13 protein-coding genes are annotated in these 14074 nt (G+C 63.7%); 6 read left to right on the top strand and 7 right to left on the bottom strand.

What is annotated here, in order from left to right; translation table 11 throughout:
• Positions 1–18: 18 nt before the first annotated feature.
• The 4 genes from ASF84_RS02615 to ASF84_RS02600 all read left to right on the top strand — a co-directional run bounded on the left by ASF84_RS02615 (position 19) and on the right by ASF84_RS02600 (position 4162).
• Positions 19–396 (top strand): hypothetical protein, encoded by a 378-nt coding sequence (locus ASF84_RS02615; protein WP_056834911.1) that lies wholly within the window; start codon positions 19–21, stop codon positions 394–396.
• A 140-nt stretch (positions 397–536) separates the two neighbouring features.
• Entirely contained in the window at positions 537–3038 is a 2502-nt protein-coding gene (gene plsB, locus ASF84_RS02610) for a glycerol-3-phosphate 1-O-acyltransferase PlsB (RefSeq protein WP_056834909.1), read from the top strand.
• A complete protein-coding gene (locus ASF84_RS02605) occupies positions 3035–3433 on the top strand; it encodes a YbaY family lipoprotein (protein WP_056834907.1) in 399 nt (132 codons plus the stop codon). The genes plsB and ASF84_RS02605 overlap by 4 nt, the downstream gene beginning before the upstream one ends.
• Before the next feature lie 39 nt (positions 3434–3472).
• Positions 3473–4162, top strand: a complete 690-nt coding sequence (locus tag ASF84_RS02600) for a DUF4197 domain-containing protein (RefSeq protein WP_056834905.1) — start codon at positions 3473–3475, stop codon at positions 4160–4162.
• Positions 4163–4476: 314 nt separating this feature from the next.
• Here ASF84_RS02600 and ASF84_RS02595 read toward each other — a convergent pair whose 3' ends face one another.
• Positions 4477–7542, bottom strand: a complete 3066-nt coding sequence (locus ASF84_RS02595; RefSeq protein WP_056834903.1) for an efflux RND transporter permease subunit — start codon at positions 7540–7542, stop codon at positions 4477–4479.
• 6 nt (positions 7543–7548) lie between these two features.
• Positions 7549–8637 carry an efflux RND transporter periplasmic adaptor subunit gene (locus ASF84_RS02590; protein WP_056834901.1) on the bottom strand — a complete coding sequence of 363 codons (1089 nt, stop codon included), beginning with the start codon at positions 8635–8637 and terminating at the stop codon, positions 7549–7551.
• A gap of 95 nt (positions 8638–8732) precedes the next feature.
• Here ASF84_RS02590 and ASF84_RS02585 point away from each other — a divergent pair, with 95 nt between their 5' ends.
• Complete coding sequence (locus tag ASF84_RS02585; RefSeq protein ID WP_056834899.1) at positions 8733–9365, top strand: TetR/AcrR family transcriptional regulator; 633 nt, start codon at positions 8733–8735, stop codon at positions 9363–9365.
• 309 nt (positions 9366–9674) lie between these two features.
• Here ASF84_RS02585 and ASF84_RS02580 read toward each other — a convergent pair whose 3' ends face one another.
• Entirely contained in the window at positions 9675–10454 is a 780-nt protein-coding gene (locus tag ASF84_RS02580; RefSeq protein ID WP_056834897.1) for a class I SAM-dependent methyltransferase, read from the bottom strand.
• Positions 10455–10553: 99 nt separating this feature from the next.
• On the opposite strand from ASF84_RS02580, the gene ASF84_RS02575 reads away from it, so the two are divergent.
• The gene (locus ASF84_RS02575) at positions 10554–11174 is read left to right on the top strand and encodes a hypothetical protein (RefSeq protein WP_056834895.1); all 621 of its coding nucleotides are present in this window, start codon (positions 10554–10556) and stop codon (positions 11172–11174) included.
• Positions 11175–11184: 10 nt separating this feature from the next.
• Here ASF84_RS02575 and ASF84_RS02570 read toward each other — a convergent pair whose 3' ends face one another.
• The 4 genes from ASF84_RS02570 to tsaB all read right to left on the bottom strand — a co-directional run bounded on the left by ASF84_RS02570 (position 11185) and on the right by tsaB (position 14020).
• Entirely contained in the window at positions 11185–11874 is a 690-nt protein-coding gene (locus ASF84_RS02570) for an extensin-like domain-containing protein (RefSeq protein ID WP_056834893.1), read from the bottom strand.
• A gap of 38 nt (positions 11875–11912) precedes the next feature.
• The gene (locus tag ASF84_RS02565; RefSeq protein WP_056834891.1) at positions 11913–12779 is read right to left on the bottom strand and encodes a DUF72 domain-containing protein; all 867 of its coding nucleotides are present in this window, start codon (positions 12777–12779) and stop codon (positions 11913–11915) included.
• On the bottom strand, positions 12776–13084 hold the full coding sequence (locus ASF84_RS02560) for a hypothetical protein (protein WP_056834889.1): 309 nt from the start codon (positions 13082–13084) through the stop codon (positions 12776–12778). Before ASF84_RS02560 ends, ASF84_RS02565 begins: the two co-directional genes overlap by 4 nt.
• Positions 13085–13345: 261 nt before the next feature.
• Complete coding sequence (tsaB, locus tag ASF84_RS02555) at positions 13346–14020, bottom strand: tRNA (adenosine(37)-N6)-threonylcarbamoyltransferase complex dimerization subunit type 1 TsaB (RefSeq protein WP_056834887.1); 675 nt, start codon at positions 14018–14020, stop codon at positions 13346–13348.
• Positions 14021–14074: the final 54 nt, after the last annotated feature.

The following is a 14074-nucleotide window of genomic DNA, read 5'->3' as shown; positions in this document are numbered from 1 at the left end:
CACTTATTCGAGGTCACCATGCGCCAACCCGATATCGAGATTTACCTCAAGGACGAAGACGTCGACCACAAGGCCATCACCGCCTGGCTGAGCGTGGCGCTGGGCCCGTGCAGCGAGTGGACGCAACGCGGCCAGACCTGGAAATGCACCGCAGGCGCCGTGCCGGTGACCTGGCTGCCCAAGGCCGTAGGCAAGTGGAACAGCCTGTACCTGGAAAGCGAGCAGACGCCGTGGGACGACGACATCGCCTGCGCCCGCGCTGCCTTTGCTGCGCTGGCTGTCGAGGTGCGCTGCGCACCGGGCACCTGGGTGGAAGAAGAAGGCGAAGAAGACGCCGACCGCTGGATCCGTGTCAGTGCCGATGGCGAGCAGGAGATTGTCTGGCGGACCTCGTAATCCGTTCAGGAGTGGCCGGGCCTGGGGAACATTCCCACAAAACGCGACACCAATAGACCACACCGGCCTTTTTGCCGTTCGCTGGCAGATCCGGCACACTGGCGCCCCGGCCGCTCACGTCCTTTATTCAGCAGAAGCGTATGACTCGTTCACCCCTGCGTCGCCTTGTGTTCGGCGCCCTGCGCCGCTTGTTGTACCTCTGGGTTCGTTCCGAAACCATCAATCAGTCGTCCCTGGGGCTGGACCTGGACCGCAGCAAGCCGGTGTTCTACGCCTTGCAGTCCCCCTCCCTGAGCGACCTGGCGGTGGTCGATCGCGAATGCACCAAGGTCGGGCTACCACGCCCGGTGCTGTCGGTGGCGGTGGGCGAACTCATGGAGCCGGCGGCGTTTTTCTACCTGACCCCCGAGCCCGACTGGCTGGGCCGGCACGACAAGCGCGGTGCACCGCCGACCCTGGAGCGGCTGGTGGCAACACTCGGCGAGCATCCGGGGCTCGACGCCCAGATCATTCCGGTCAGCGTGTTCTGGGGCCAGTCGCCGGACCGTGAGTCCAGCGCCTGGAAACTGCTGTTCGCCGACAGCTGGGCCGTCACCGGTCGCCTGCGCCGGCTGGTCACCATCCTGATCCTGGGCCGCAAGACCCGGGTGCAGTTTTCCGCGCCGATCCATTTGCGCGACCTGCTCAAGCAGGACAAAGGCCCGGCCCTGACCCTGCGCATGACCCAGCGCCTGTTGCGCGTGCACTTTCGCCACCTCAAGAGTGCCGTCATCGGTCCCGACGTCTCGCACCGGCGCAACCTGGTCAAGGACCTGCTGCAGGAACCGCAGGTCATCGAAGCCATCAACGAAGCGGCCGAACGCGACAACATCTCCAGGGATAAAGCCCGCGAACAGGCGCTGAGCTACGCCAACGAGATCGCCTCGGACTACACCTACACGGTGATCCGCTTCATGGAAGTGGTGCTGAGCTGGTTCTGGAACAAGATCTACGACGGCATCAAGGTCAGCCACATCGAGAACGTGCAAAAGGTCGCGCCGGGCCATGAAGTCGTCTACGTGCCCTGCCACCGCAGCCATATCGACTACCTGCTGCTGTCGTACCTGCTGTTTCGCAACGGCCTGACCCCGCCGCACATCGCCGCCGGCATCAACCTCAACATGCCCGTGGTCGGCGGCCTGCTACGCCGTGGCGGAGCATTCTTCATGCGTCGCACGTTCAAGGGCAACCCGCTGTACACCGCCGTGTTCAACGAGTACATGCACACCCTGTTCAGCAAAGGCTTCCCGGTCGAGTATTTCGTCGAGGGCGGGCGTTCGCGCACCGGGCGCATGCTGCAACCCAAGACCGGCATGCTGGCCATCACCCTGCGCAGTTTTTTGCGCAACTCGCGCATGCCCATTGTCTTCATCCCGGTGTACATCGGCTATGAGCGGGTACTCGAAGGCCGTACTTACCTGGGCGAGCTGCGCGGCGCGACCAAGAAAAAAGAGTCGGTCTTCGACCTGTTCAAGGTGTTCAGCGCCCTGAAAAAGCGTTTCGGCGAGGTCGCGGTCAACTTTGGCGAGCCGCTGCACCTGGACGCCTTCCTTGACCAGGAACAACCCGACTGGCGCGCCCAGGCGCTGGCACCGCAGGACCGCCCCGAATGGTTCAATGCAACCACCCACCGCCTGGCCGACCAGGTGGCCCAGCGGCTCAACGCGGCCGCCGCCATCAACCCGGTCAACCTGGTGGCCCTGGCGCTGCTCTCGACCCCGCGCCTGGCGCTGGATGACCTGGCGCTGGAGCGCACGCTGGATCTGTTCCTGAGCCTGCTGCGCCAGGTGCCCTACTCGCCGCACATCACCCTGCCCGAAGGCGATGGCAAGGCACTGATCGCCCATGTCAAAGGCATGGAGCTGCTGGCCGAGCAGAAAGACGCGCTGGGGCGCATTTATTATCTGGACGAGCAGAACGCCGTCCTGATGACCTACTACCGCAACAACGTGCTGCACATCTTTGCCCTGCCCTCGCTGCTGGCGTGCTTTTTCCAGAGCTGGTCGCGCATGAGCCGCGAACTGATCTTCCGCTACGTGCGCGCCCTGTACCCGTTCCTGCAGGCAGAGCTGTTCATCCGCTGGCCGCTGGAAGCACTGGACGAGGTCATCGAACAGTGGCTGGCCACGTTCGTCGACCAGGGCCTGCTGCGCCTGGAAAACGACGTCTACCTGCGCCCCGAGCCCAGCTCGCGCGAATTCGTGCAACTGAGCCTGCTGTCCAAGGCCATTACCCAGACCCTGCAGCGCTTCTACATGGCCATTGCCCTGCTGCTCAATAACGGCCAGCACAGCCTGAGCGCCGAAGAGCTGGAAGACCTGTGCACCGTCATGGCCCAGCGCCTGTCGATCCTGCATGGCCTCAATGCCCCGGAGTTTTTCGACAAGAGCCTGTTCCGCCACTTCATCCAGACCCTGCTCGACCTTGGCGTGCTGCGCAAGGATGGCAACGGCAAGCTCAGCTACCACCCGCTGCTGGGCGAACTGGCCGAAGGCGCGGCCAAGCGCGTGCTGACCGCCGAGATCCGCCTGTCGATCCGCCAGGTGACCTTGCAGAGCAATGGCGACGAGCCTGCCGCCCCCACCCAGGAGACTCCTGCATGAAAACCCTTCCCGTGATCGCCCTGGCCGGCCTGCTGGCCGCCTGCTCGACCCTGCCGACACCGATGGGCCGCCTCGACGGCGAAGTGTTCTACCTGCAGCGCATGGCCCTGCCGCCCTCGGCCACGCTGAATGTCAGCCTCCAGGATGTTTCGCGCGCCGATGCCCCGGCCGTCGTGCTGGCGCAACAAAGCGGCCCGGTCCAGGGCCAGGTGCCCCTGCCGTTCACCCTCAGGTACCCGGTGGACCAGCTACAACCCGGCCATCGCTATGCCATCAGCGCCCGTATCGAGTCCGAAGGCCGTCTGTTGTTCATCAACACCGAACAGCACAGCGTCAGCCCTGACGGCAGCGACCCGCAACCGCTGCGCATCCGGGTCAACCCGGTGCATCCCTGATACTCTGCGTCCAGCCCTCCATTGCAAAAGGAAACTGCCATGCTCCGCCCTTCGTTTACCCTTGCCGGCCTGTGTGCAGGCCTGCTGCTGTCGGCCAACGTGTTCGCCCTGTCGTTGAGCGACCTGTCGCAATCGGACGCCAGCGGCGGGCTCAAGGATGCCCTGACCCAGGGCGCACAGATCGCGGTCAAGCAACTGGGCACCCCGGGCGGCTTCAGCAATAACGAAGCAGTGCGCATCGAGCTGCCAGGCAACCTGGGCAAGGTCGCCAAGAAAATGCGCCAGTTCGGCATGGGCGCCCAGGTCGACCAGCTGGAAACCAGCATGAACCAGGCCGCCGAGGCTGCCGTGCCGCAAGCCCAGGCGCTGCTGGTCGATGCCGTGAAGAAAATGACCGTGGCCGATGCCAAGTCGATCCTCAGCGGCGGCAAGGACTCGGCCACCCAGTATCTGGACAAGAGCAGCCGCGAAGCCATCCGCGCCAAATTCCTGCCGATCGTCAAGCAGGCCACCGACCAGGTCGGCGTGGCACAGAAATACAACGCCTTTGCCGGTCAGGCCGCAGCCTTGGGAGTGCTGGACACCAAGAACGCCAACGTCGAGAACTATGTCGCCGAACAGGCACTCAACGGCCTGTTCGAGATGATCGCCAAACAGGAAGAAAGCATCCGCGCCAACCCGGCAGCGGCCGCCACCAGCCTGGCCAAGAAGGTGTTTGGGGCGCTCTAGGACTCATGCAGATCCGTCAGGCCTCGACTCGAACTTGTGGGAGGCAGCTCTGCTGGCGATGGCTGTGTGACAGGCGCAGCAGGTGTATGGGCCTTGCCGGCCTCATCGCCGGATCGCCGCCCGCAGCAAGCCGCCTCCCACAGGTTTGATATGACGCTGAATTTCGGACCTGGCACCAGACTAATAAGCAGCCGGATCTTGTGCCCGACACAAGCTCTGCTGGCGAATGCAGCGGCCGGGCGGCGATCCGTTTCAGCCGGGAAACAGACACGCCAATTGAGGGTGCTGCCCTTCGCGGCTGAAGCCGCTCAGCCTCACATCGGCTTTTTGACCCTGAACCATGCTGCATACAGCGCCGGCAGGAACAGCAGCGTCAACGCGGTGGCCACGATCAGCCCGCCCATGATCGCCACCGCCATCGGTCCGAAGAACAGGCTGCGTGACAGTGGGATCATCGCCAGCACCGCCGCCAGGGCGGTGAGCACGATGGGCCGGAAACGCCTCACCGTGGCCTCGATGATCGCTTGCCAAGTGTCCAGCCCCGAAGCGATGTCCTGTTCGATCTGGTCCACCAGAATCACCGAGTTGCGCATGATCATCCCCGACAGCGCGATGGTGCCAAGCATGGCGACAAAGCCGAACGGCTGGTTGAACAGCAGCAGGAAGAGGGTCACGCCGATCAGCCCAAGAGGCGCGGTGATGAACACCATGAACATCAGCGAGAAACTGCGCAGCTGGATCATCAGCAGGGTCAGCACCACCACGATGAACAGCGGCACCCCGGCGTTCACCGAGTTCTGCCCGCGGGCCGAGTCTTCCACCGTGCCGCCCACTTCCAGCAGGTAGCCATCGGGCAGTTCGGCGCGGATCGCCTCCAGGTTGGGCAGGATCTGATTGACCAGGGTCGCCGGTTGCTCGCGCCCGTAGATATCGGCACGCACAGTCACACTGGGCAGACGGTTACGATGCCAGATCACGCCCTCTTCAAAACCATATTCCAGCGTCGCAATCTGCGCCAGCGCGATGCTGGCACCGTTGCTCGTCGGCACCGCCAGGCTCGACAGGTCCTGCAGGCGCTCGCGCTCGCTGCGGGTGCCGCGCAACACGATGTCGATCAACTCGTCGTCTTCACGAAACTGGCTGACGCTGGCGCCGGTCAGCGACGACTGCAGGAACGCCGCCACATCGCGGCTGCTGACCCCCAGGGCCCGGGCCCGATCCTGATCGATGTTCAGGTGCACGACCTTGCTCGGCTCTTCCCAGTCCAAGTGCACGTTGACCACGTGTGGATTCTCACGCACTTTTTCCTGCACCTGACGCGCCAGGGCCCTGACCACCTCGATGTGCTCACCGGTGACCCGAAACTGCACCGGGTAGCCTACAGGCGGCCCGTTCTCCAGGCGGGTCACCCGCGAGCGCAGGGCCGGGAAGTTTTCGTTCAGCGCGGTGATCAACCAGGTACGCAGGGCCTCGCGGTCTTCGATGCTCTTGGCCAGGACCACAAACTGGGCAAAGCTGGCCGCCGGCAACTGCTGGTCCAGTGGCAGGTAAAAACGCGGCGAGCCGGTGCCCACATAGGCCACATAATTGTCGATGCCGGCGTGATCCTTGAGCATCTGCTCCAGGCGCTTGACCTGCTCGGTGGTGTTGCTCAGCGAGGCGCCTTCGGCCAGTTTCAGGTCGACCATCAGTTCCAGGCGCCCGGAAGCCGGGAAAAACTGCTGGGGCACAAAGCGGAACATCACCACCGACAGCACGAACAGCGCTACGGTGGCGACGATCACGGTCTTGCGCCGCCGCACGCACCAGGCCACCACCCGGCGCACCCGCTGGTACATCGGCGTGGCATAAGGGTCAGGACCGTGGCTGTCGCCGTGCTTGAGTGCATGCCGCCTGGCCAGGTCTGGCAACAGGCGGTCGCCCAGGTACGGCACGAACATCACCGCCGCCACCCATGAGGCGAGCAACGCCAGGGTGACCACCTGAAAGATCGAGCGGGTGTATTCGCCGGTGCTCGACTGCGCCGTGGCAATCGGCAAGAAGCCCGCCGCTGTGATCAGCGTGCCGGTGAGCATCGGAAACGCCGTGCTGGTCCAGGCGAAACTGGCCGCTTTCAGGCGGTCATAACCCTGTTCCATCTTGATCGCCATCATCTCCACGGCAATGATCGCGTCATCCACCAACAGCCCCAGCGCCAGCACCAGTGCCCCGAGCGAGATCTTGTGCAGGCCGATGCCGAGCAGATACATGCTGGCAAAGGTCATGGCCAGCACCAGTGGAATCGCCAATGCCACCACCATGCCGGTGCGCATGCCCAGCGAGAAGAAGCTGACCAGCAAGACGATGATCAAGGCCTCGGCCAGCACCTGGACGAACTCGCCGACACCGGTCTTGACCGCTGCCGGCTGATCGGACACCTTGCGCAGCTGCATGCCGGCCGGCAGGTTGTTCTGCAAACGGGTGAATTCGGCTTCCAGGGCGCGCCCCAGGATCAGGATGTCGCCACCAGCCTTCATCGCCACCGCCACGCCAATCGCGTCCTGGTCCATGAAGCGCATGCCCGGTGCCGGCGGCTCGTTGAAGCTGCGGTGCACCTCGGCCAGGTCGCTGATGCGCAAGGTGCGACCCTGCACACGGATCGGGAAGTTGCGGATTTCATCCACCGAGACAAAGCGGCCGCTGACCCGCAGGTGAATACGCTCCTGGGACGTTTCAAAGAAACTCGACGAGGCCACCACGTTCTGTTCTTCCAGCGCCTGCTGCACGTCCGGCAGGGCAATGCCCAGGGTCGCCAGCTTGACGTTGGACAACTCGATCCAGACTTTCTCGGCCTGCAGGCCGATCAGCTCGACCTTGCCGACGTCCTTGACCCGCTGCAGGCGAACCTGGACCCGCTCGGCATAGTCCTTGAGCACTGCATAGTCGAAGCCGGGGCCGGTGAGCGCGTAGATATTGCCGAACGTGGTGCCAAATTCGTCGTCGAAAAACGGGCCTTGCACGCCGGCTGGCAAGGTCTGGCGGATGTCGCCGACCTTCTTGCGCACCTGATACCACAGCTCGGGCAACAAGGCCGAGACCAGCGAGTCACGGGCCACGAAGATCACTGTCGACTCACCCGGCCGCGAGAACGACGACAGTCGCTCGTACTCGCCGGTTTCCATCAGTTTCTTTTCAATGCGGTCAGTGACCTGACGCGCCACTTCTTCGGCGCTGGCACCCGGCCATAGCGTGCGGATGACCATGACCTTGAAGGTAAATGGCGGGTCTTCGCTCTGCCCCAGCTTGCTGTAGGACAACGCGCCGACCACGGCCAGGACGATCATCAGGTACAGCACGACCTGACGATGGCGCAACGCCCATTCGGAAAGGTTGAAATGCATGCGGGTCTACTCCTGGCCGGTCAGCTTGACGACCCGATTACTGCGGTCCACGGGACGCACCCGTTCGCCCTCGCGCAGCACATGCACGCCGGCGGCCACCACCCAGTCGCTGGCGCGCAGCCCGTCGAGCACCGGCACGCTTTCCTGGCCCCAGGCGCCGAGTTGCACCGGCACCCGCTTCAGGGTGCTGTCCGGCTCGATCCGCCAGGCATAGCTGACGCCGTCATAGGCGCTGATGGCTGATAACGGCAGCGCCAGTGACACGGTCTGTCCGGTGGCGATGTACACCCGGGCGCTCTGGCCCAGCTCGGCCGGCACCTTGCCGGCGTCAAACGCAATGCGGGCGGCAAAAGTGCGCGAACGCGGATCAGCAGCCGGCGACAGCTCACGAATGCGACCTGGCAAGCGCAGGTCACGCTGGGTCCACAGCTCCACCGTCACCGGCTGGCCGACCTTGAAGCGGGCAATGTTCTGCTCGGGCAGGCTGATGGCGACTTCACGCTCACCCTCGACCGCCAGGCTGAACACCGTCTGCCCGGCGGCAACCACCTGTCCGACCTCGACCGAGCGCCGGGCGATCACGCCATCCTGCGGCGCACGCAAGACGGTGTAGTCGGCCTGATTGTCGGCCACCGTCAGTTCGGCACGCAGTTGCTTCAAGCGCGCCTCGGCGGCACGGTAATTGTTATCCGAGGTGTCGTACTGCGACTGACTCACCATCTGCTTGCCCAGCAGGGTCTTGTAGCGCTCACGCTCCAGGCGGACCAGCTGCAGATTGGCTTCGGCCGCCGTTACCTGGGCACGCATGGCGTCGCGCTGCAAGCGCACATCCTGGGCATCCAGTTCGGCCAGCGGCTGATTGGCCTTGACCCGTTGCCCCTCCTCGACCAGTCGACGACTGACCTTGCCAGCAATCCGGAAGGCCAGCTCGGGCTCGAAACGGGCACGGACCTCACCGGGGAAATTGTCCTGTGCCTGCGATGAGGGCAGCGGCTGGACCACCATCACCGGACGGACGGTCACGGGCGCCGCGGCCTCCTGGCCACAGGCGGCCAGCAGCGCGATCAGGCAAAAAATCGGGAGTTTGCGCAACATGGTGTGAAGAGTCTTCTATGCAGGAGGCTTGGAATAATTGTACTGGCGAGTATATTAAAAATTATAAAACTCACCAGTACATTATTAGAACCAAAATGCCTGATCTCCTTGCAAACAGCGGCCCGGGTCGCCCTAAAGACCTGGAAAAACGTAATGCCATTCTTGAGGCCGCCAAGAACCTGTTCGTGCGCCACGGCTATGCGGGCACCAGCATGGATGCCATTGCCGGCGAAGCCGGGGTTTCCAAGCTTACGGTCTACAGCCACTTCACCGACAAGGAAACCCTGTTCACTGCCGCCGTCATGGCGCGCTGCGAAGATCAGTTGCCTGACCTGTATTTCGCCTTCGACCCCCGGCAGCCGCTGGAGCCGGTGCTGCTGGCCATCGGCCGGGCGTTCGAGCATCTGGTCAACAGCCCGGAGTCTTTGCAACTGCACCGCCTGATGTCCGACCTCGGCCTGCAGGACCCGCAGTTGTCGAAGACCTTCTTTGCCGCCGGCCCCCAGCGGCTGCTCGACAGCATGCAGCGCTTTCTGGCCCAGGTCGACGCCAGTGGCCAGTTGCGCATCGACTCGCCGGCCCATGCGGCCGGGCACTTTTTCAGCCTGGTCAAGGGTGTCGACCACTTCCGCTTGCTGGTGGGCTGTTGCGAGACACTGGACGAGGCCGAAATCGAGGCGCATGTGCAAGACGTGGTACGGCTGTTCATGCGCGCCTACGCCCCCTGATCCGGCCTGATCTGTAGGAGCGCGCTTGCCCGCGACCGAGTGCGCAGCGCTCGCAAAATCTGCGAAACGCTGAAAATTTACGACTGTAAATCTGCGAAACGCCACAACTTTACGACTGCTACGCAGCCGGTCGCGGTGGTCCGGCATTCCGGCAGAATGGGCTATTCGAACAGGCACGGTTCGGTAGGAGCCCGCTTGCCGGCGACAAGGTCCTCAAGGACCTTCTTGCGATGGTGAGGCCACTATTTTTACGACTGCTACGCACTCGGTCGCGGGCAAGCGCGCGCCTACAACATTATCCTGCCGTCTCTATTTGAGCGCCTTTTTCGGGTAGATGTCGTAGCGGCTGGACTTGCCCTCCAGCGTATAACCGGGCTTGGTGGCATCTATACACGGCGCCTTGCGCGGGCGCTTGACCACCACGCGGTGGCTGGCCAGGGCCAGGGCGGCCTGCAGCAGGGCCGGGGCGTCGAGGTCGTCGCCCACCAGCGGGCGGAACAGGCGCATTTCCTTTTTCACCAGGGCACTCTTGTCACGGTGCGGGAACATCGGGTCCAGGTAGATGACCTGCGGCGGCTCGCCCTGCCACTGGCGGATCAGCTCGATGGCGTTGCCGGCCAGCAGTTGCATGCGCTGGACGATATCGCTGACGTCCAGATGCTGCCGGGCACGCGCCAGCCCGTCTTCAAGCAAGGCGGCGATGATCGGCTGGCGCTCGATCAGGTGCATGTCGCAGCCCAGGCTGGCCAGCACGAAGGCGTCCTTGCCCAGCCCAGCCGTGGCATCCAGCACGCGCGGACGCACGCCCGGCTGCACACCGACCGCCTTGGCGATCATTTGCCCGCTGCCACCGCCGAACAGCCGCCGATGCGCCGTGGCACCTTCGACGAAATCCACCCGCACCGCGCCCGGTGCATCCTTGCCCAGTTGCTGCAATTGCAGGCCATCGGCGGTCACTTGCAGGGCAAACTCTGCCTCGATGTCCTGCACTGGCAAGCCGAGGCGTTGCGCCCAGTAACCGGCCTGCTCCTGCTCGCTCGGCGCCAGGGCTTCAACCCGGATACGACTGCCTGCTTGCTGCTCGCTCATGATGTCCACACACTTGAAAAATAAATTAAGGATCGGCCAGAACAGCCGATAAGCTGGGTATCCGGCATTTTGCCAGAGCCACGGCCAGTACTGATCGCTATGTCAGAGAATGTTCAATCCATAGGCTACTTGTCGCATTCCGGCGACTATAGCCTGCGCAACAACCGGGCATTGGGTGGTGTCACCCAGCTCTGGTCCGATGCGTTCGCCCGGGCGATGGCTGAACAGATTGGCGATGGCACTCAGTTTCCGGCCACCGTCGCCCAGCCTGAAGTCTACAGCCCTGAAGGCGAGCCGATCGCCGGCGCCCAGACCCTGGGCCAGATCGTTGCACAGCGCAACCTGCCGGTCACCGACACCGTCGTGCGCCCGCCCGAGCCGTTGTTCCTGCCCATTGCCGAGTTCGAAACCGATTTGTTGCCTCCGGCGGCCGAGCCCTTCGACGCCCTGGCACTGATCGAGCAGCAACGCGGCCTGGAATTCGACACCCAGTGGGTCCGTCCTACCGTATTCCACGCCTATGATGATCGCGCCGAACCTGGCCAGGCCCCGCAACCCCGTCCGCTGAACCTGCCCATCGCCGAGCTGGAATGGGACCTGGCCGACAAGCCTGCCCTGCCGTTCGACGAAGCCACGATGGCTGCCCAACAGCGCCAGCTGGATTACGACAATGGCTGGGCCCGGCCGCTGATCCTGCAAAACCTGCGTCAGGTCGCCTGAACACCGCGCATCAACGGCACACCCGCCACAACCCCATGTCCAGATGAAAGTGATTGCGGTGCGCGGCGTTGTACTCCGGTCCCAGCACCGTATTGAAATGCTTGCAGGCCGCCTGCTGCACCGCCTTGAGAAAACGCCCCTTTTCGCCCGGGTCATTCCAGTCCTTGAGCAGGTCGATGCGCTGCCCGTTGGCCAGGCGAAAGCCGGCGATGTCCAGGGCATTGGCGCTGGCATGCTGGCTGAGGCGGCCTTCGCTGCGGTTATACATATTGCGGCAGGCAAAACTGCCCAGATGATCGATGCGCGTCACGCGCTGGCCCAGCACCGCCTCGGCGGTGGGTTGCAGGCTGTGGTATTCGAACAGGGCGTAAGCCACGGCCAGCGGGCAACTGGCCAGGAAACTGCTGCTCAGCGCCACGTCACCGCCCTGGATGCGCAAGGTATTGCTCAGCGGACAACGCGCCGACGCCGGGCTGTCAGCCTGGCGGCTGTAGCGCAGGGTCGATGAAGCCAGCGCCTGGTCACACAGCGACGGGTCATTCTCCAGTCGCGAGAGTTTGAACGAGGTCAGCAGGTTGGGCTCGGCACGCACATCCAGCGGCGCCCAGGGATTCCAGCGCGGCGGTACATCGATCCAGCCACGCCATACCGCCACAACCGGCAGGGCGCACAGCAGCAGAATCACAAGCAATACACGCATCAGGCAGCCCTTGTCAGAGATCAGTTACAGCATTGACCTCATAACAGGCCCAACTGCTCCACCTGCGGGCCACGATCAATCTGCGGCAACGGTGCCAGGCCCGGCAGGCGGGCCATCAATTGCTCATGAAAGCGCTGCGCCAGTTGCGGCGCATTGTGATTGTCGGGCGTGTGCAGGTACACATAGGGCGTGCGGCCCTCTTCGATCCACACCGCGACCTTTTCGACCCACTGGGCCATGAACGGGTCATTGGCCTCAAGCTCCGGGCGGCCGATAAAGCGCACTTGCGGGCTTTGCGTCAGCGCTGCCGGGCGCACCGGCACCTTGGGTTTCTTCGATTGCGCATGCAGCACCGCAGGGTCGCTGGACACGCAACTGAACAGCGCCCGCGAATCCAGGCAGATGCGCTCTATGCCACGGTCAAGCAACAGGCGATTGAGCACGCGCTCTTCATCGCCCTTCTGGAAAAACGCCAGGTGCCTGACCTCCACGGCGATGGGCAGCTTGACCTCATCCAGGAACGTGGCCAGTTCCGCCAGGCGTTGCGGGGTGAAACTGGCCGCCAGTTGCAGCCAGAACGGCGTGACCCGCTCGCCCAGTGGCGCCAGCAGGCTGGCGAACGCCTGCGCTGCGTCGATCTGCAGGCGCAGGTCGCCATCATGGCTGATGTCGCGATGGAATTTGGCCGTGAAGCGAAAGTCCGCCGGCATGATCTCGGCCCAGCGCTGCACCGTGGCCGCCGCCGGGCGGGCATAGAAGGTGGTATTGCCTTCGACCGTATTGAACACCTGCGTATACAGCCCCAGAAAATCGGTGCTGCGCGCGTCGTCAGGGTAGAACCCGTCACGCCAGGCGTTTTCGCTCCAGGACGGGCAACCGAGAAAATACGGCAGGCGGGCCGTCACACGTAAAGGTCGAGTTCTGCACCTTCCATGTCCCAATCGCCGACAAAGGTGGCGGTGGTCAGGTAGCTGGCCAGGGCGTTGGCGACGCGGGAACTCATGGAACGCGGAAAAATGATGTCTTGCGGGCGAGCCGGGACATTGGCAGTGGGCGTGTCGCTGGCCTCATTACGGGCCGTCCTGGCCGGCTGCGGGGGCAGTTCGACTTCGCTGTCGAGTTGCTCGAACGAACCCTCAAGCGTGGCGGCACTCTTGCGAGGCTGACGCTTGATGGGGTACGAGCGTGATGAAGGACCGTCTATGCGCATCGATGATTACTCGGCGTCTTGTAGTGGCAATTTAACGTCACGGATAGGCGCTTTGGCAAACATCCGAATGCTAAACAGACCACACTTATTGCCATTTATTTGAACCATAAGTCGCCTCGATAGCGTTGGCCGATAAATGGTAGATGGCCGATTGACATCCTTTATTGCCAGACATGTCCGTTCACTGACCTGAGTGAAGGATCCCTGCCTCGTGACCAGACACTCACAAGGGTATCGTCCGTTCTGCAGCGATCTTGAGCCTTACTGCCCCTTGGGCGTGGCCACCTTGTCACGCAGGTAAACCGGTTGCGCATCATCGGCCGGCAGGGCTTCGCCGCGTTGCCAGGCAAAGGTGGCAAGGCTCAGCAGGTCCTGGGCATGCGGCAGCAGGCTGGCATCCATCCCGACCAGGCTGACCGGCAGGCGTGGCGCGTAGCCCCAACCGGTGCCGGCCCCGAACCAGTCGCCGCTGGCATCGCCTGGCAACAGCGCCTGCTCGGGCGGCAGCACCGCCTCGACGCCCACCAGGCGCATCTCACCGGCCGTGGCGCGGTAGCAACCCCAGTAGACCTCGTCCATGCGCGCATCAATGGCGGCGGCTACCTGGGTCGCGCCCTGTTCGCGTTGTGCACGCTGGGCCAGCACCGCCAGGTTCGACACCGGCAGCACCGGACGGTCCAGCGCAAAGGCCAGGCCCTGCACCACACCGATGGCAATGCGCACCCCGGTAAAGGCCCCCGGCCCGCGACCGAAGGCAATCGCATCCAGCGCCGAACGGGCAATCCCGGCCTGGGCCAGCAGGTCCTGAATCATCGGCAGCAGCTTCTGGGCGTGCAGGCGCGGGATCACCTCGTAGTGGCTCAGCACCTTGCCGTCATGCAGCAAGGCAACCGAGCAGGCTTCAGTGGCAGTGTCCAGGGCCAGCAAGGTGGTCATCGAGGTATCCGTCGCAAAATAAAAGTGGCGCAGTATAAATGACAAATGGCCCGC

Origin of the sequence: Pseudomonas sp. Leaf127 (genome assembly GCF_001423155.1) — a bacterium.
Taxonomy (GTDB): Bacteria; Pseudomonadota; Gammaproteobacteria; order Pseudomonadales; family Pseudomonadaceae; genus Aquipseudomonas; species Aquipseudomonas ovata.
This window is presented reverse-complemented; position numbering and strand designations above follow the sequence as displayed.